Origin of the sequence: Halovenus salina (genome assembly GCF_026410925.1) — an archaeon.
Taxonomy (GTDB): Archaea; Halobacteriota; Halobacteria; order Halobacteriales; family Haloarculaceae; genus Halovenus; species Halovenus salina.
Genome location: NZ_CP112972.1, coordinates 364,154 through 382,711, shown reverse-complemented (window position 1 = coordinate 382,711; position 18,558 = coordinate 364,154). Strand labels below are relative to the sequence as shown.

Below are 18,558 nucleotides of genomic sequence, written 5' to 3'. Positions count from 1 at the left end.
GGAGGAGTCATGGTAGAACATGACAACTTGCCCGTTATACTCTTAACCCTGGTATTCTGTGGCGGAGCCTCATAAACATTAAGAAATATAAGGCAATAATCTCGGGTGCGGGTGAACGATGCCGCTTAGACCGCGCTAGGGCCGCGCTCGCCGGACTGTATCTCGATTGCGTCGTCGACGGCCATGATGAATATCTTTCCGTCACCTGGTTCGCCGGTTGACGCCGCCTCCCGAATCGCGTCGACAACATCCTCGGTCGGGGTATCGGCAACGACACACTCGATTTTGACCTTCTGGTGGAGGTCGATGACGTACTCCTCGCCGCGCCACTGGCCGGTCATCGCCTCCTGGGAGCCACGCCCCGAGACGTTCGTCACGGTGAGCGAGGGTGCATCTGCCTCTGCGAGTGCGTGTTTCACGTCGCCGAGTCTGTCCGGGCGGATGACCGCAGTCACCATCTCGATTGCGGCTCCGCCATCAGTCCGGAGGTCGTAGGCCGGAACGCCGCCGTCGGTGGCGACACCGCTGTCAGTCGAGATGTTGGACTGGCCGAACTCGGGGTACGTCTCGACGCCGTGCTCCGAGATGTCCAGCCCGTCGCGTTCGTGTTCCGGCGTGACCCGGGCCTGGCCGAGGGCTTTGAACGCTCCCCAGACCGCACCGGTCGCAACGACAGTCCAGATCGTGATGACGGTTACACCGACGACCTGTGCCAGAAACGCCTCGGGGATCGAATCGACGACGCCCGGGGCCGCGACGAATGGGAACAGAAGCGTCCCCAGCACGCCCGCGCTGCCGTGGACCGGGAACACCGCACAGACATCGTCGATTTTGAGACGGTTTTCGACGAACTCGAAGACAATCGGGAGCTGTATCCCGGCGAGCAGCCCCACGAGGAGTGCGCCCCACCAGGCGGCCTTGTTCGGAATTGCGGTGATACCGACCAGGCCGGCGAGCAGCCCGTTTGCGACATACAGCGTATCGACTTTGCCGTTTCTCCACAGGGCGACGGCACCGGCACCGACCGCGCCCATCGCCATCGCGACGGTCGTCGTCATAGCGACACGCCCCAGCGCGCCGCCCATGTATGCACCGTCGTCCATCACGGCCGCGGTCCCGACGTTGAACCCATACCAGCCGAAGGCGAGGATAAGCGTGCCGAGAACCGCAAACGTCATCGAGTGGCCGGGTAGGACGTTGACGCGTCCGTTCTCGTCGTATTTATCCATCCGTGGGCCGAGCATCCAGGCCGCGGTCAGCCCGGCGATGCCGCCCACGCCGTGGACGACCATGCCGCCGGCAAAGTCCTGGAAGCCAGTTCCAGCAATTTCTGCGACATACTCCCCTGTCCACGTGATGCCCGTCACCACGGGGTAGATAACCGCAGCCAGCAGGAAGGTGTACCCTACGTAGGCCCGGAGCTTTGCCCGGCCGGCGACTGCCCCGGAGACGATAGTCGCTGCGGTCATCGCGAAGACGGCACTGTAGAGCCAGCCGATGTACCCCTCGCCGGCGTCTATCGTGTCGATAAATCCGTTGGCGTCGTACGGCAGGGTGAGGCCGTTACCGGCGACGAGGCCGTCGATGCCGATGCCGATGAGGAAAAACACCATGACCCCGACGCTCCAGGTCAGTAGGTTCTTCGTTAGCTGGTTTGCCACATTCTTCGAGCGGACCTGTCCGGCTTCGAGCATCGCGAACCCGGCGTGCATGAAGAAGATGAGAAACGATACCAGCAGATACCAGACGTTGTTTATCGTGGTCTCGAAGGTGTCTACGCCGACCTGCAAAACGGTTGTCTCGTACATCTAGCAGACCTCTCCAATTCTGATAGTCGCGTACTTGTCCAGCGATGCGCCGAAATTGTGTCTGTTTATCAACCCAATCACGGGTGACGATCCGGAACTATTGCTTATAAAACTACGCATCATAAAGTAATAAAATCCCCCCATAGAACAGTCATACGTCCAGAATATACAAGAATATCATCAGTATAAGGATGTAATGCGTTCGATTATGAGACGAATTGGCATCCTATTTCTTGACATTCGTCGACCCGATTGGTCGGATGTTCGAGCCAAACTGCCGCTGTAATGTTACTCGCGTTGATGATTTGGGACAATACCCACAGATTCCAACTCTCACTAGGTGCAGCAGGACTCGAAGTGACTAGCGAGTAGTTGCAGAGAGTGGTAGCGCTGGAGCTGGTATTTGACAAATCAGCACTCACCCCAACCCATATCAGGGATGATAGAGATATGGGCATTATGAGCAGCGTAGATGGTAGCTCTACGGCCCAGGGTTATCGGGGAATTGTCGAATCTGCCGAACCCGAGGAGGAAAAAGAGCGAAGCCAACTCCGCCGGGAGCGCGACCAGTGGCGTCACCTGTTTAATCAGCTAATCGAGAAGTTCCCAGAACCGATGTTCGCGGTTGATGACGACCGGACTATCCGGTATTTTAACCACGCGGCCGAGAGTGCTTTCGAACGCTCACAGCAGGAGGCAACCGGGGCGAAGGGGTACGAGTTCTTCCAGACCGAGGGCGAGTCGGAGATTCTCGCAGAGACAGTTGCCAGGAAAAACGAGACGATCCGGGAGACAGAGTTCCGGAAGGTCACCACGTCGAGAGATGACATCTGGAACAGGGCGATGGCGGTACCGATGGAGAATATCGACGGCGAGGTGATCGGTGCTGTCGAGATGACGTCGATTGTCACGGACCTGGTCGAACAGCGACAGCGCATGGCGACCGCACAGGAGACCGTCTCACGCGAGGTCGGCACCGCAATCGATGACCTCCGGGAGACCGCGGAGATGGTGGCAGACAGTTCTACAGAGAGCGCCCAGATGGCAGCGACACAGCGCGAGCAGGTAGAGCAGGTCTCGGCCGAGGTGGCGAATCTCTCGGCGAGCATCGAGGAGGTCGCCGCCACCGCAAACGAGGTCGAAGAAACAAGTGCAGAGGCCGAGGAACTGGCACGCGAAGGCCAGGAAGCGGGCTCACAGGCAATCGATGCGATGGAGTCAGTCAACGACTCCGCAGACGAGATGGCCGAAGAGGTCACACAGCTACAGGAGCGAATCGCCGAAATCGACGACATCGTCGACGTCATCGACGGCATCGCTGACCAGACGAATATGCTTGCGCTGAACGCCTCCATCGAGGCCGCTCGTGCCGGCGAAGCCGGCGAAGGGTTCGCCGTCGTCGCGGACGAAATCAAGTCACTGGCAACCGAATCCCAGGACAACGCCGCACGTATCGAGGAGACAATCGGCGTCGTCCAGTCGACGACAGAACGGACCGTCGAGAGCATCCAGGAGACAGCCACCGAGCTCGAAGCCGGGGTTGAACAGGCGCAGGTCGTGCTTGAGAACCTGTCGGCGATCGTCGATGCAGTCACACGGACAGCCGAGGGAATCCAGGACGTTGCGGAAGCAGCCGACGACCAGGCCACCTCGACAGAGGCTGTCGCCGGCACTGTCGACGACGTTACGACGCGAGCAGAGAAGCTCGCAGACGAGATCGAGACCGTCGCGGAGGCAAACCAGGAACAACACGAGACGATAAACGAGATTGACCGCTCGATACAGGACCTCAAAGAGACGATGGGAGAAATTACCGACTAGAGCCTGCCGCCGGACTCGCGTGACCCTGTCCGGCGACTCGACCCAGGTGTGTTCGACACCTGCTCATAGTGATTATTGCGGTAATTTTCAGACATGGTGCAGTGAATCATCGTTTCACGGTCCGATACGGAAAATAAGCGAACGCATGGCGGTAACGACTCGCAATAATCACTATCAGTCACTGGTAGCCGACTGTCGAGCGGTTGCGACGAGTGCCTGTCCGTACGCAATTCCGCTGTCGCCGGGCGGAACTCGGTCCGGGCCGACGAAGGTGAGACCCGATTCGGTGACAGTTTCTCGAAGCGTCGTATAGATTGCATCGTTGTACGCGACGCCGCCGGTGAATCCGACGGTCTCGATTCCGTGGCTGTGGGCGTACTCGGTCGCAATCGAGGCGAAGCCGCGCGCGAGGGCGTCCTGTGCGGTGGCAGCCACGTCTGCGGTCGGCACGTCCTCGGCGAGAGAGCGGAGACGCGAGACCAGCGCCGGTGTGTGGAGTACCCGACGGCTATCTTCGCTCTCGAAGGGAAGGCTAACGTCTCGGACCTGTCCTTCCCTGGCGTGAGATTCGAGACGGAGTGCAGGCTCGCCCTGGTATCTCCGCGTGCCACAGACGCCCAGCAGTGCACTCACGGCATCGAGATACCGCCCGGCGCTCGTCGTCGTGGGGGCATTCGTGCCTGTCTCAGCCTGTTGTCTGACGATTGTTGCCTCGTCCAGATTCGCAACCGCTCCGGTTTCGACCAGGCTGTCGTCGACTGTCTCAGCGTCGTCGAGGACGCTGGCGAGGATACGGGCGGGATACCGAACCGCCTCGTCGCCGCCGGGAAGCGAGAACGAGGCCAGCCCGCCGACCCGGTCGGCTCGCTCGTAGCGTGTGTCGAGCACCTCGCCGCCCCAGATAGTCCCGTCAGGTCCGTAGCCCGTCCCGTCAGCGGTGATGACGACGGCCCGCTTCCTGTCGTGTTCTCCACAGAGCGCCGCCGCATGGGCGTGGTGGTGACCAATCTGGACGGGACCATCGAGCCCGTCCTCGGCACGACGGTGTGCCTCGTCACTCGTCAGATACTCCGGGTGACGGTCGCAGGCGACCAGAGCCGGGTCGGTTCCGACGAGATTGGTCAGTCGGTCGATGGTTCGCCGATGAAAGCTCAGGCTATCCGGGTCGTCGACCTCGCCGATATGTTGGGAGAGAACGACTCCATTGCCGTCGGCTACGGCGACGGTCACGTCTCTCGCCGGGCCAACAGCGAGCACCGAGGGAGCGTTCGTTTGGGCGGCAGGATTTGGAAGCCGCGAAGGTGTCCACCCACGCGACCGCCGCAGGAACCGACGGTCTCCGTCGACGATTCTGATGACACTGTCGTCACACCGGGCGACGATTTCCCGGTCGTGTAGGAGTGCTCCGTCAATTACATCGTCGAGAGTCTCCCACAGCGCAGCTGCATTCGTGACCATCGGCTCGCCGGGCCGGTTCGCGCTCGTCATCACCAGCGGACCGTCAATCTCGTCGAACAGCAGGTGATGCAGGCCGGAGTAGGGAAGCATCACGCCGACAGTGTCCAGTCCCGGCGCGACTACCGAGAGCCAGGGTGTTCTCTCGGTTGTTTCGAGCAGCGTTATCGGACGGCGCAGGTCAGTCAACGCCTCCTGTTGGGCCGAGCTGACAGCCGCGAACGACTCGACCGATGATACGTCAGATGCCATCACAGCGAACGGCTTGCTGGGGCGACCCGTCCGTTCGCGGAGGCGGCCGACCGTTTCGGCATCTGTTGCGTCACAGACCAGATGCGTGCCGCCGATTCCCTTGACGGCAAGTATCTTCCCGTCGGCGAGCGCTTGTGTGGCGCGTTTGAGGGGCGTCTCGATCTCGACGACCGTCTTGTCGACCTCGTATTGAAGTTGTGGGCCACAGTCCGGACAGGCGACCGTTTGTGCGTGATACCGGCGGTCGCTGGGTGTTTCATATCGCTCTTGGCACGACGAACACATCGGAAACTCGTCCATCGACGTTCGAGAGCGGTCGTAGGGAACCCCCCGGACGACGGTGTATCGCGGCCCACAGTCGACACAGCTCGTCGCCCAGTAGTCGTGATACCGCGAGTCCGGGTCTCGAACGTCCGCCAGACAGTTCGCGCAGATACCGGTGTCTGGCGGGACCGGGACGCCCCCGCTTCCCGCCGTCCCCGAATCGGAGTCGCGAATCTCGAACCCGTCGGTGCCGGTCGGTTGTTCCCAAGATACGTCGACAATTCTGACGCGAGACAGCGGCGGGGCGTCGGAGCAAATCGCCTCGATAACCGTCTCGACATCGTCTTTGTTTCCTTCGAAGGCAGAGTCGACGTACTCACCGGCGTTACGGACGTAGCCTCCGACCTCGGCGGCGGTCGCCGTCCTATAGACGAACGGGCGGAATCCGACACCCTGGACGACCCCCTCGACGCGCACCGAGGCACGGACGCGCTCGTCCATGGTCAGTGAGGATGAGCGTGCTGTCTCTCGGTGAGGTGCGCTGCGAGCGCGTCGATTCCCCCGCCATCGCGGGCATTCGTCTCGAAGACCGGCATCTCCGGGGCGATTTCGGCGACATCGTCGCGCATCTGGTCGATGTCCGCCCCGACGGCGTCGGCGATGTCGGCCTTGTTCACGACGGCTACATCACAAGCCTGGAAGAGCAGCGGATGTTTCCGGACTACGTCGTCGCCTTCGGTCGTGCTCACGACAAGTACACGAGCCTGGGCGCCGAGCGGAAAATCCGCCGGGCAGACCATGTTCCCGACGTTCTCGACGTAGAGCCGGTCGAGGGAAGCGAGGTCGAACTCCGCCACCGCGTCGGCGACCAGCGAGCCGTCGAGATGGCACTCCTTGCCGGTGTTGACGTTGACGACCTCGACCCCGTGTGCTTCGAGGCGGCGAGCGTCGTCGTCACCGGCAACGTCCCCGACGATTGCGCCGATTGTCTCCTCGGGCGGCGCGCGTTCGACGAGGCGCTCGACGAGTGAGGTCTTCCCGCTGCCGGTGCTTCCCAGAAATTCCACACAGGAGACGTCGTGGTCGTGGACAACCTCCTCGTGGACAGCTTTTGCCTGCTTCCGGAACTGTTCGAGCACGTCGTCCTCGTCGGTCGTCTCGTCCTCGTCGTGGCTATGGCCGAATCGGTGCAGCGAGAGCGGGCCGAACAGGTCAGTCATGAGTCGGTGCATCGAGCGGTCGAGTCTGTGTGCGTGCATGTGCATGATTATGTGGCGTTGGCTGTCTCTGGGACGGAGATGCGGGCGAGACGACATTCGGTGCCGGCGGTGAGTTCGAGACGTGAGTCGCACTCGGGACACCGGAGGTCAGGTACCGCCATCGGGAGGTCTGGAATCTCCGCTGGCTGGCCGGACCACCCGCAGTCACAGACACCCTCCGGCGAGACCGAGGTGACGGTGACTTCGGCTTCGGCCGCGGGCGTCTCAGCGGCGACGGTTTCGACACAGAACGTCAACTGGTCGGGGTTGAGGTGTGTCGCCTCGCCGACGAGGAGTTCGAGCCTGTCGATTCGCTCGGCTCCGTGTTCGTCGGCTGCGTCGACCGCTTGTTCGACCAGTGACTGGGCAATCGAGAGTTCGTGCACCGTCAGGGCACCTCCGTCTCGACCGTGTTTTGCTGGCGAAACATCGTCAGCAGATTCGTGGAACAGCTTCCTTGCTCGGCTCGCGCATGTAGCGGTTGCCGATGCCGGTGTCGAGAACGACTCGGCCGTAATGGTCGTCGATGGCTTTGCCGATGGCCGCGGCGTTTGCCCCTTTCGGGTGGGCACGAAGTGCTTCGAGGACGTCCTCGGCCGCAGTCGGTTCGACGCCGAGAATTGCGACGCCCTCGTTTGCTATCTGGTAGGGGTCGAGCCCGAGCAACTCGCCGGCACCGGTCACGTCGCCTGTCACCGGCACCCGCTCGTCGGTCACCTCGATGCCAACCTCGCTCTTTCTCGCCATCTCGTTGAGCGCGCCCGCGAGCCCCGCTCGCGTCGGGTCTTTCATCGCCGTCACGGCCTCGCCGCCGGCTTCCAGTGCGGCCGCGAGCAGGTCGTTCACCGGCTGGACGTCCGATTCGAGGTCTGCCTCGAAGTCGATACCCTCGCGCTCGGCGAGCAAAGCGATACCGTGCTCGCCAATCGTGTTGGTGACGAGCAGGACATCCTGCGGAGAGAGGCCCGAGTCCGGCGTGACGTGGTCCGCGACGCCGACGCCGGCGGTGTTGATGGTGACGCCGTCGAGTTCGCCGTTTCCCATCACCTTCGTATCTCCCGAGACGACCGGCGCGTCTGCCTCCTTGCAGGCCTCGGCCATCGAGTCGGCGATGCGTTCGAGCTTCTCATGAGGGTAATTCGCCTCGATGACGACTCCGCTCGTGAGCCCGCGAACATCGGTCGCCCCCATGACCGCCAGGTCGTTGACGGTCCCAGAGACGGCGAGGCGACCGATATCTCCGCCCGGAAAGAACGGGGGCTGGACGACGTGGGTATCCGTCGTCACCACGAGATTCTTTTCGCCGATCGGGAGGACCGCGCCGTCGTCGAAGTCGGCAAGTCCGACCAGCGCGTCTGTCGCATCCTCGAACCCGGCCGTGAGCGTCTCGGAAACGAGATCCCGTGTCGCCTGCCCGCCGGTCCCGTGGGTGAGTGTAATTCGCTCGTCGTCCTCGCTCATAGCTCGGGTCGCCCTCCATACTCCTGCCATATCTTGCAGGTGCCCTCACTACTGACCATGCACGCGCCCACGGGGTCTGCCGGCGTACACTCCTCGCCGAACAGCGGGCAGTCCGTCGGGTCGGCCGTCCCAGCCATGATATCCCCACAGATACACTCCTGAAGCTGTTGTGAGGCCGAGGCCTCGCGGAGTTCCGACGGGTCGATGTCGAACCGCTCGCGGGCGTCGTACGCGGTGTACTCCTCTCGGAGTTCGAGGTTAGCATCTGGGATGTGTGCGATACCACGCCACTCCCCGTCGACAGCCTCGAACACGTCCCAGAGTTGCTCCTTGGCGACCCGGTTACCTCCCTCTGTGACACAGCGCGGGTAGGCGTTCTCGACAGTCTGGGTGCCGTCGCGGATGTTTTCGAGCAGTTTCACGAGCCCGGCGAGGATGTCGAGCGGCTCGAATCCCCCGACGACCACTGGCAGGCCGTGGCGGTCAACGATGCCGTCGAAGATGCCGTGACCGGTGATGATTGCGGCATTGCCCGCCGCGAGGTAGCCGTCGATTTCGGTGTCTGGCATCTCGGCGACGATGTCCATCGCCGGCGGGATGTACTTGTGAGCAGACAGCACCGAGAAGTTCTCCGGCGGGTCGGCCTTGATTGCGGCGGCCGTCGGTGCGGCGGTCGTCTCGAATCCGGTTGCAAAGAAGACGACCTCCTCGTCGATATCCTCAGCGAGTTCGACGGCGTCCTGTGCGCCGTAGACGACTCGAACGTCGGCACCCTCGGAGCGGGCGTCGTCGAGGGATTTCGACGTACCGGATACCTTCAGCATATCGCCGTAGGTCGCCACGGTAACGCCGTCCTCGGCCAGTGCGACCGCCTCGTCGACCTCGGGCATGTTCGTCACACAGACCGGACAGCCTGGACCCATCACAAGTCGCACGCTGTCGGGCAACAAACTCCGCAGGCCGAACTTGGCAATCGACTGCTCGTGGCTACCACAGACGTGCATCACCGTCGCCGGCGGGTCCGGAAGCTTCTCGCCAATCTCTGCGATTTTGTCCGCAAGCGCCTCTGCCTTCTCCGGGTCCCGAAACTGTAGCTCGTCGTCGCCGTCGCCGCCGGGAATCGAGCCGGTCGGGCCGGCTCTGGTCGGGTCGCCCTCAGACATCGATACCCAGCTCCTCGAGCAGGTCGTCGTCTTCGTCGCCTTCGTCGTCGTCCTGTGCCCCGGGGGCGGGAGCGCCGCTGTTCGCCTCCAGCTCCTCTATCATGTCATCGGCCATCATGTCTTCGGGGTCGGCGTCCAGCATCGTCTCGAACAGCTCCATTGTCTGCTCGACCTCCGACTCTGGAATCTTCCTGATGGCGTAGCCGACGTGGTTGAGGATGTAGTCGCCTTCCTCGACTGCGTCACCAACGATATCGAGTCGGACCCGACGCTCGACGCCCCAGAAGTCTGCGACAGCCTCGTGGCCGTCGATTTCTTTGATTTCGCCGGGGACACCGAGACACATCAGACACCACCCCCGTCGCCGTCGTCGATCTGTGAACCGATCATCTCCGGGTCTCCGGCCAGAAGTCGGTCCGGTCGGAACCGACCCTTGACGTGATGGCCGTCGGACTCGTGCTCGTCGATTGCTTCCTGTTCGATACGTTCGCCACAGTCGGTGCAGTACCAGTGTCCGTTCATCAGTTCTGAGTGTCCTCCACAAGCCGCTGTTCGATGCGCGATACAAGCTCCGGAAGTGCCGCCGCGACGGGCTCAGACAGCTCTACCGCTGGGTCGAGTTGGTCGGGAACGACGCCAAGTAGCCGGACCCGGTCGGGCACGTCGTAGGCGACATCGCCGACTGCGAGCGCGTCGGTAAAGCTGTAGTCGTGCATTGTCACCTCCGGCGCGTCAACGTCGGGACGGTCGAGTCGGAACTCTCGAATCGTCCCCGGCGGCTCCTCAAGTGCGAGCGCGTCGACGACGAGCGCCCGGTCGGCACCGCTCATCGCCTCTAGGGCGAGAAACGCCGTCGTCCCGGCGTGGGTCAGGCTCGTTCCCTCGGGAAGCGAGCAGTCCTCCAGCGCCTCGATGGCGTGATAGCCAACGCCGTCGTCGCCCATCACCATGCTGCCGACGCCGACGACGGCCTGTTGGTGTGCGGTGGCCGTCTGGGCCGCGTCGCTACTCGTCGTCATCGTCCTCCCTGACGACGTAGGCGTCAATGTTTCCGAACACCATCGACTTCAGCGCCGCGTGGTTGCTCGGCAAGACCGCGAAGTAGACGTGCCCGAGCACCATCGCGAGGACGACAAATGCGACGAGCAGGTGAATCTGTAGGAGGTGTTCGAACGCCAGCCACGGCGAGAGGAAGCCGAGGATTTCGACCCACCAGACCGGGTCTTCGAGCATCTCGGCGTACATGCTGAAGCCAGTGACTGCGAGGACGCCGAAGAAAATCGACACCCACCAGAAGAACGTCTTCTGCATCGGGTGATACGCCACCCAGTCGCCCTCGTCTTCGTCGTAGGTCTCCCGGGCGCGGTGGTAGCCGGGAATGTACGACTTTAGGCCGACAAAGGCCTGTGCGACCCGGACGGTCACCCGAACGTCGTCGGGTTCGGCGAGCTGGCGGTGGCCGTCGACGAAGACGTGATACAGCGGAAAGAGCACGAACAGGACCGCCATCAGCAACGTCCCGGCCCACATGTGCAGCCCGAAGGAGATGAAGTAGCCGTCCCACGGTGCGACGTTCAGGGGGCCGTAGTTCCCCGTCCAGATGGCGTATCCCGTCACCATCAACACGAACATCAGAAACGCCTGTGTCCAGTGAGAGATCCGTGCGCCAAGGCTGTGGCGCTGTACCGTCTCGCGCTCTTTGACCTCTCTGAGGCGCTCGAAGCGGTCGTCGAGTCCCTCCGAGGGATGGCGGAGTGCCGCGGCAAACTCGGCGAGTCGGTCCCGGAGGCCGGAGTCGGTGCTCACTGTTCGTCCACCTCCTGACCGGCGTACGGTCTGTCACCCCCCGTTGCGACACTTGCTGGTGAGGCGGGCGTGACCTCCTCGGAGTAGGTACCCGCTGGGCTCTCGACGTGGACCGAGCAGGCCAGACACGGGTCGAACGACCGGACCGTCCGCATCACGTTTATCGGGTTCTCGTAGTCTTCGACTGCCATCCCCTCGACGGCCCCCTCGAAGATGCTGGGGATGCCGCTCTCGTCGCGGGGACCGAGGTTCCACAGCGTCGGCGTGATAATCTGGTAGTTGGTGATGGTTCCGTCCTCGATTTTCACCCAGTGCGAGAGCGCGCCACGGGACGCTTCCCAGAGGCCGACGCCCTCGCCGCTGAAGTCGTCGGTCCAGCCGTGGTTGACCGTCGAATCCGGCTCGATGTCGCCGAGGAGGTCGAGAATCTGGTCGCGGAGGAGAAGTGATTCCTGGGCGCGCGCAATCAGGCGGTTGAGCGTACTGCTCTTGGTCGGGTCGCCGCCGAGTGTCGCCCGCAGGTCGAAGGGGTCACGCTCGGTGACAATCAGCCGGGCGAGCGAGCCGGTCTCCATGTTCATCCCGTCGTAGCGCGGTGCCTTCCCCCAGGAGTACGCGCCCTCTTTCTCGGGGTCTGGCTTGGGAGGAGACTCCTCCATCGGATGTCCGCCGGAGTCGTCTGTGTACCACGAGCGGGCGGTGCTCTCACTGATTGCCGACGTGATATCGGCCTTGTCAGGGTGGGAGAGTTCGCCGTCGACGTAGATTCCGGGCGGAATCTCTCTGTTGCCGTCGCCGTCGGGGTAGATTCCGTTGCAGTAGTACCGGCCGGGCCCGACACCGAAATCGTCGGCACCGGCTTCCTTGGCGGCGAACAGAAGCGAGACGATGTCGTGCAGCCCCTCGCCGAGGTCCGGGTCGAACTCGTCGTTGCGGACGTTCTCGATGACCTCGGGGACGGCGTCGGTCGGCCCGAGCCAGTCGCTGACGAACTCGACCTGGTCACGGATGTTCTGGAGCTTGCCCGCGGTCGGCGTCGCCGACATACCGCCCGGTGCGTAGGTGAGGGGGTGGGGGGCTTTCCCGCCGAACTCCGCAAACCCTTGCAACAGCTCGCGCTGTGCTTCGAGCGCGCGCTTGTAGCCCTCGCCTTCCATGGGGTCAAGCCGCTCCAGTCCGGTGCCCGCGACGGCGTCGCTGTAGTCGGGACCGACCAGCGCGAACATGTGGACTGCGTGGTTCCACAGCGTCGCAATCCGTTCGAGGAGGTTCCGCATCTGGCGAGCGGTCTCGGGGACGCCGTCGAAGACGCCAGCCCGTTTCGCGGCGTTTTCGATTGCCAGCAGCGAACTCATCCGGTGGACAGTGAAACAGACCCCACAGACCCGCTGAGTAAAGACCGGAGCATCCGACGGCGGTCGGTCCAGAACGACCATCTCCATCCCCCGGAACATATCCATGTGGCTTTTGGCCTCTGTGACAACACCGTCGTCTACCTGTAGTGTCGTGCTGTGATGGCCCTCGATCCGTGTCGTCGGGTCGATTTCGATTTCTGGCATCTGTAATCACTCCGTGTTGTCTTTTTCATCTTCCTCGGGCTCTGTGTCGCCGTAGCCCATCGCCTTCCGAGCCGCGTGTGCGCCGAGACCAGCGACGGTCGCACCGACCGCCACCTTCCCGGCGGTCTCGACGTCAGTCAGCGCAACGCCCTGCTCTTCGATAGGGTCATAAAACGGCGTCATGCGGTCCCAGAACCCGGGCTCCATACAGCCGATACAGGGAGCACCGACGTTGCGACAGACACTCGTTCCGTCGTTCCAGAGCCGGACCGAGTCGTCGCAGTGGCAGTATGGTCCCTTGCAGCCGACGTTGTACAGACACTTCCCGGAGCCGTCGCCGACGTGGTCGACGAATTCGCCGCGGTCGAAATAGCCACGCCGCGAGCACTGGTCGTGGACCAGCGGTCCGTAGAACGCCTTCGGTCGGTTAAACTCGTCCAGGTCTGGCTCGTGGCCGTTAAGAAGCGTCGCAACCGTCAACAGCACGTAGTCCGGATGTGTCATACAGCCGGGGACGTTGATGACCGGAAGCCCCGAATTCGCGGTGAAATCCGGTCCGAGTACGCCCGCGTCGTCTTCCCTATGGGTGTACTGAAGGCCTTTCGCACCGGTGACGTTCGTATCCATCCAGGGACCCTCCTCGTCGAAGTCCTCGACAGCGGGTGCGCCGTTCTGTGCCGACTGCCAGCCGCCGTAGCAGGCACAGGTGCCGATACCCATGACGTACTCCGCCTCCGGGGCGAGTTCGAGCAGCCAGTCGACGGCCGGTTTGGGCTGCCCGTCTTCGGTCCGCCCGAACGTCGCAGCTGAGGGGATTTTCGTCGGAATCGCACCCTCGACCATCAGGATGTCCGGCGAGGAACTCATCGCTTCGGTCGCCGCCTCGCCAGTCTCGGCCATGATCTCGGGGTGGAATGTCACGTCGAGCTTGAACTGTGAGATGGCCTCTTCGAGGCTTGGCGATGTCCCTTGTAAGGTGGACATCGTACAGGCCGAACAGGTCTGGCCCTGGAGCCAGACGACCTCCTTGGTTCCGTCACTTGCCTTTTCCAACGCGTTGGCGACCTCCGAGCTGTACTGGGTGATTACCGTGCCGGCGCTGACGGTGCCGACGAGCTTGAGAAAGTTCCGTCGTGTCGTTGTCGTTCCGGTGCTTGTCTTCCTCTCAGTGTCAGCAGTGGTCATGGTGTTACGTTATAGCGTCGAGTGGTTTCCCTGCCGGACCCAAGTCACACATTGACAGTCCATCCCGGCGGGTAGCGATACAGTTACTGTACCAGTTGATGACGGCTGGAAACCCAATGATGAAAGGCCAATATATACAGGGCTTTTTACCAGATAGGGAGAGAGTAAAGGGGTCGAAACGACAGTAACCGGGCTATACGTCAGATGCCAACTCCCCGTCGGCCAGTCGGTCTACCGTTTCTGTTATCTCGTTGATTTGGGTCGCCTGCTGTTCGTTGGCGGCCGCTACATCCTCTATCTCGTCGGCGACCTGGGCGGATTGTTCGACGAGCTGGTCTACCATCGAAGCGAGCTGCTCTGCACCGGCGGCCTGGTCGTCGGTCGCACTCGATACCTCCTGAATGCCCTCGGACGCCTCCTGGACGTTCTCTGCAATCTCTTGGAGCGTCTCCATTGCTGTCGTGACCTGGTCGATTCCCTGTTCGACCTGCTGGGTGGTCTCTTCGAGACTGGTGACAGCCTCGGCTGTGTCCTTCTTGATTCCATCGACCAGCGCCTCTATCTCGCTTGCGTGCTGTTGTGACTGTTCGGCGAGCGACTTGACTTCCTCGGCGACGACGGCGAATCCGTCCCCAGCCTCGCCTGCGCGAGCGGCCTCAATGGAGGCGTTCAGCGCAAGCATATTCGTCTGGTCGGCGATGTCGTTGATGATGTCGACAATCTCGTCAATCTCCTCGATGCGCTGTTGAAGAGTATCGATGTCGGTAGCGACTTTTTCAGCCGAGCCGTCGATGCGACGCATCATCTCGATTGCGTCAGTCGCCACCTCTCTACCATCGTCAGCGAGCGTTTCGGCGTGCCGGCTCGTCGCCGCGACCTGTTCGGCCGTCGACGCAATTTCCTCAACTGTCGCCGACATGTCGCCAACCTCCCCGGAGGCATCTTCGACGGCTCCGACCTGAGACCGCGCGAGGTCACTGATCTCCTCGGTGCTCGCCGCGATGTCGTTGGCGGCAGTCTGGAGTTGTTCGCAGGCGTCTTTAACGGTGTTGCTGACATCCTGTTGTCGCTGTAGTTCGCGGGTGAGATTCTGGCTGTAGGAGTGGATGTACGTGTCGGTCGCCACCTGCATGTCGAGGTTGATGAGTCGTAGGATAGCGAGGATGTCGTGCATCGCTTCATCGACCTCTCTGCCGACAGTCCGTTCGAGTGCTTCGCCAGTCGGGTCGTCGGTTATCTCCGTCTCCGAGTTCCCGATTTCGTCGACGAGTGACTCCTTGAGACGGTCACAGACGAGCGGGAGAATCAAGTCGTAGTAGACGCCATATTGCCCGATATACTGTTTCATCGGCATATCGAGCATATCGTGTAACTTTCCAATGCGTGCTCTATCACGGAAGTACTGCATGTCGTACTCTCCCTGGACCAGTGTCCGGAGATACGCCGACTGTGTTCGTTTGAGCTGCTCGACATTTTTCCCCGACCGTCCCATCACTTCGGTTGTCTCGTCGTACTGTGTGATATTCTGGTAGAAGTCGTCGGCAACCTGCTCGGCATGTTCGTCGAAGGCGTCTCGGTATTGTGTGAGACGGTCCGCATCAGCCGCTGAGAAGCCGATAAAATCTTTTCGCCAGGCAATCTCCTCCTCGTCAATCCCGATTTCGGAGACCAGGTCGTATGTGTCGATTCTTGAGTTAAGCTGTCCCTCCCCAAACACCCTCTCTGGTGCCTTCATGATTGGCTGCAGTTGCATCAAAAACAAATACACAAGTGTTCGTTATCAGTAATTAATAATCTCCCAAAGGAGGAGACGGCAGCTTGAGACAACAGCTATTTTTTGAAAAGCGTGGCGTCTGGCGTATCGAGTTATCGACGTTCCGGCAGTACGCAGGCTGGCACGACAAGGTGAATCGCTGTCAGTACGAAGCTCCGTCAGATCCGTGGCGGCTTGTCGAGATTCCCCCCGAGGAGGTGACGTATTTCGCCTCCGAACTCCGTCTCAACTACGGAATGGGTCGTGTCCAGGGTGGTGATTGGGACAGGGGCGGCAGCCACCGTCGGATGCGCGAGAGCACACTGTATCGTAGCCTCGAACAGTACTTTCTGAACGACGTTCCGTGGGAAGAGACTGGTCTGTACGAGCGTGCAGCACAGCAAATCAAAACCACCGGACAGTTTCGGGGTTACGAGATCCTTGATGCCTTTCGGCAGGTGCGTTGTGAGTACATCGACGACCTCTACAGGTCGATTAGCGAGACGGGGTACCGACCCAACGCTGCTGCAGGTCACGAACAGGCGACAGACAACGCGTTCGAGAGTACGTACGCAAACCATCTGGAGCCGCTCGTCCTCGTTGGACGTGACGGCGACATATTCCTGACCGAGGGCTCACACCGCTTCACGATTGCATCGCTACTCGAGCTGGAGTCGATTCCAGTGAACGTACTCTGTCGACACGTCGAGTGGCAACAGATCCGCGACCGCATTGCTGTTGCCTCCGGTGATACGTTTCCGGAGGACCTCGACGCGTATCACGGGCATCCGGACCTCTCGGATATTACGTCGTGCTGAGACGGTCGTGTGTGGCCGTTACCGCCACTTGCTGTAGGCCTGACATAATCATCTGTACAACATTGCTCGTTTGAGACCCGAGGACACTCGTGTGTGAACTGCGAGCCGAACAAGAGCAGATGAGCAATCGACAATTTATCATACCACAGATCAGCGATTGGACAGTTTCAGCGGGCAAATAACTGTCCCGTAGTTTGATACTGATCGAAAAGATATTGAGATGATACAGTTCTCACTGTAGGTGTAGTTCACTTTATTCGGTGTTTCAAATCCGGCCCCGTCAATGCTGACTCGGGCGTTGATGACATCTCAGACATAGCTATCAGCTCTCGTACAATCATCCCTCGAGAGACTTCTTCCGTTGGATAGTGGACTGCAATGTCTCAGCTCTGCACCTCGTATGTGACCACAACGATATTAACGAACTCATGACGCTCAGTCGGTTCAGTTTCAGTCGCCATTGCCACACTATCGATTATTGCCTCACGCTCGTTCGTATAGCTTAACACGAGATACACGTCACCACCGTCTGAAACCGCGCTCTGGTACTCCTCCTGTGGACTGAACGAATAGAGTGGATTAATACTGACATCATCGCGGCTGAAGTAGTGATTGAACGCGTCACTTGGCCCGTTCCAGGTCCATCCTGGGACAACGAGAATGGTATCCCCAGATATCGCATTGTCATCAACGTATTCGGCTGCGTCGTCCCACTGGTCCTTGTGTGGCTCTGTATAATAGCCCGGTAACGGCACGAGCATTCCGATGAGAATGACTGTGATAAGCGCGTATCGTAAATAACGACTTTCCATCAGCTGGATGCTTCGGGCAACCAAAATTAGGAACGCAGGCGCTGCCACAATCAGGTACCTGAGTTCAAACATTGGTCGGACTGCAACAGATAGTATGAACGGAACCCCAATCGGAACAACCAGCCAGAGAACCACGAGACTGAACTGGTTTGTTTCTTTGATTATCTCACCCATTGTGGACAGGCCAATCAGCACAAGCAAACAGAGTACCACCGCCATCAGAAACACTTCTGAGGGATGTGTTAAGATATTATACGGCCGTGTCGCTTTTGTAACGCCAAATGAAAAAAGCGAGAACGTCTCAACGAGCGCACTGGGTTCGGGTGACTGAAGCCAAGCGGCAGCATCCGCTGGGTATTGCTCCGGCGCGATTGCGCGGTGCAGGAGTAGTCCCGTCCACGGACTGGTGAGGAAACCGATACTCACGTATATGCTACCTCCACTCCGCCACGATACATCAAGATCCGACGGATTGATGAGCAACCTTGTTCCCAGATATAGTGCCTGCGCAAGCAGAACGAACAACCCGTATACGTGGAGATACCCCATCAACACCCCGACGGTGACATAACTGGCTGCAGATAGGCAAGAAAAAGAATCCGACAGTCGGACCAGTAAGTAGAACGAAAGAACCGTAAGGAACACCAGCAGAGCGTACATTCGCCCTTCCTGAGCGTACCAGATCTGCAGCGGTGAAATTGCGAGGAAAGCGACGGTAACTGCCGCCGTTGGTCTGTCGAAAAGCTTTCGCACCAGAAGGTACGCCACCGGAAGCGTGGCGACACTGAACAGTACCGAGGTGAATCGCATCGAAACCTCAGATATCCCAGCAAGTCGAACCCACCCCCACATGAATACGTTATACAGTGGTGGATGAGGCTCAAATTGAGGAACCTCGAATAGTAATTCACCCAACGTCCTCTCAGTCGTCATCGTGATCATAAAGACCTCGTCTATCCAGAACGCTTGTTCACCTAGGCGGTAGAGGCGAAGCACAGTGCCCACAAGCATCGCGAGAAACAATTCAAGTGGAACACTCAACCTATTGGAGATAGAGTTAGACAATGAGTCAATTGACCAAGTGTTCATTATGCCTATATCACAATTATGTAGCAACTGCCGCGTTCAGCGTACTTAAAACT

Annotated in this window: 16 protein-coding genes; 2 read left to right on the top strand and 14 right to left on the bottom strand. The window is 60.5% G+C overall.

Translation table 11 applies throughout. The annotated features are described in order from the left end of the window. Window positions 1–125: 125 nt before the first annotated feature. Window positions 126–1,808: an ammonium transporter gene (locus OSC37_RS01850; protein ID WP_267162904.1), complete on the bottom strand. Its 1,683-nt coding sequence runs from the start codon at window positions 1,806–1,808 to the stop codon at window positions 126–128. 459 nt (window positions 1,809–2,267) lie between these two features. Here OSC37_RS01850 and OSC37_RS01845 point away from each other — a divergent pair, with 459 nt between their 5' ends. Beyond that, window positions 2,268–3,629, top strand: a complete 1,362-nt coding sequence (locus tag OSC37_RS01845; RefSeq protein ID WP_267162903.1) for a methyl-accepting chemotaxis protein — start codon at window positions 2,268–2,270, stop codon at window positions 3,627–3,629. 174 nt (window positions 3,630–3,803) lie between these two features. On the opposite strand, the gene hypF is transcribed toward OSC37_RS01845, so the two are convergent. The 12 genes from hypF to OSC37_RS01785 all read right to left on the bottom strand — a co-directional run bounded on the left by hypF (window position 3,804) and on the right by OSC37_RS01785 (window position 15,768). After that, on the bottom strand, window positions 3,804–6,101 hold the full coding sequence (gene hypF / locus OSC37_RS01840; protein ID WP_267162902.1) for a carbamoyltransferase HypF: 2,298 nt from the start codon (window positions 6,099–6,101) through the stop codon (window positions 3,804–3,806). Between the two features lie 2 nt (window positions 6,102–6,103). Then, window positions 6,104–6,859, bottom strand: coding sequence for a hydrogenase nickel incorporation protein HypB (hypB, locus tag OSC37_RS01835; RefSeq protein ID WP_267162901.1), 756 nt, complete (start codon window positions 6,857–6,859; stop codon window positions 6,104–6,106). A gap of 8 nt (window positions 6,860–6,867) precedes the next feature. Continuing rightward, window positions 6,868–7,245, bottom strand: a complete 378-nt coding sequence (locus tag OSC37_RS01830; RefSeq protein WP_267162900.1) for a hydrogenase maturation nickel metallochaperone HypA/HybF — start codon at window positions 7,243–7,245, stop codon at window positions 6,868–6,870. A 46-nt stretch (window positions 7,246–7,291) separates the two neighbouring features. Then, window positions 7,292–8,320: a hydrogenase expression/formation protein HypE gene (gene hypE, locus OSC37_RS01825; RefSeq protein ID WP_267162899.1), complete on the bottom strand. Its 1,029-nt coding sequence runs from the start codon at window positions 8,318–8,320 to the stop codon at window positions 7,292–7,294. Continuing rightward, window positions 8,317–9,483 (bottom strand): hydrogenase formation protein HypD, encoded by a 1,167-nt coding sequence (gene hypD, locus OSC37_RS01820; protein ID WP_267162898.1) that lies wholly within the window; start codon window positions 9,481–9,483, stop codon window positions 8,317–8,319. The genes hypE and hypD overlap by 4 nt, the downstream gene beginning before the upstream one ends. Further along, the gene (locus OSC37_RS01815; RefSeq protein WP_267162897.1) at window positions 9,476–9,829 is read right to left on the bottom strand and encodes a HypC/HybG/HupF family hydrogenase formation chaperone; all 354 of its coding nucleotides are present in this window, start codon (window positions 9,827–9,829) and stop codon (window positions 9,476–9,478) included. The genes hypD and OSC37_RS01815 overlap by 8 nt, the downstream gene beginning before the upstream one ends. Then, the gene (locus OSC37_RS01810) at window positions 9,829–10,005 is read right to left on the bottom strand and encodes a hypothetical protein (protein WP_267162896.1); all 177 of its coding nucleotides are present in this window, start codon (window positions 10,003–10,005) and stop codon (window positions 9,829–9,831) included. Before OSC37_RS01810 ends, OSC37_RS01815 begins: the two co-directional genes overlap by 1 nt. Continuing rightward, window positions 10,005–10,502: a hydrogenase maturation protease gene (locus tag OSC37_RS01805; protein ID WP_267162895.1), complete on the bottom strand. Its 498-nt coding sequence runs from the start codon at window positions 10,500–10,502 to the stop codon at window positions 10,005–10,007. The genes OSC37_RS01810 and OSC37_RS01805 overlap by 1 nt, the downstream gene beginning before the upstream one ends. After that, entirely contained in the window at window positions 10,489–11,289 is an 801-nt protein-coding gene (locus OSC37_RS01800; RefSeq protein WP_267162894.1) for a cytochrome b/b6 domain-containing protein, read from the bottom strand. Before OSC37_RS01800 ends, OSC37_RS01805 begins: the two co-directional genes overlap by 14 nt. Next, window positions 11,286–12,848: a nickel-dependent hydrogenase large subunit gene (locus OSC37_RS01795; protein ID WP_267162893.1), complete on the bottom strand. Its 1,563-nt coding sequence runs from the start codon at window positions 12,846–12,848 to the stop codon at window positions 11,286–11,288. Before OSC37_RS01795 ends, OSC37_RS01800 begins: the two co-directional genes overlap by 4 nt. A gap of 6 nt (window positions 12,849–12,854) precedes the next feature. Further along, window positions 12,855–14,033 carry a hydrogenase small subunit gene (locus OSC37_RS01790; protein WP_267162892.1) on the bottom strand — a complete coding sequence of 393 codons (1,179 nt, stop codon included), beginning with the start codon at window positions 14,031–14,033 and terminating at the stop codon, window positions 12,855–12,857. 193 nt (window positions 14,034–14,226) lie between these two features. Continuing rightward, the gene (locus OSC37_RS01785; RefSeq protein WP_267162891.1) at window positions 14,227–15,768 is read right to left on the bottom strand and encodes a globin-coupled sensor protein; all 1,542 of its coding nucleotides are present in this window, start codon (window positions 15,766–15,768) and stop codon (window positions 14,227–14,229) included. Between the two features lie 83 nt (window positions 15,769–15,851). Between OSC37_RS01785 and OSC37_RS01780 the strand changes: the two genes are divergently transcribed. Continuing rightward, the gene (locus tag OSC37_RS01780; protein WP_267162890.1) at window positions 15,852–16,604 is read left to right on the top strand and encodes a hypothetical protein; all 753 of its coding nucleotides are present in this window, start codon (window positions 15,852–15,854) and stop codon (window positions 16,602–16,604) included. A 383-nt stretch (window positions 16,605–16,987) separates the two neighbouring features. Here the strand turns inward: OSC37_RS01780 and OSC37_RS01775 are convergent, their stop codons facing one another. Beyond that, on the bottom strand, window positions 16,988–18,427 hold the full coding sequence (locus OSC37_RS01775) for a glycosyltransferase family 39 protein (protein ID WP_267162889.1): 1,440 nt from the start codon (window positions 18,425–18,427) through the stop codon (window positions 16,988–16,990). Between the last annotated feature and the right edge of the window lie 131 nt (window positions 18,428–18,558).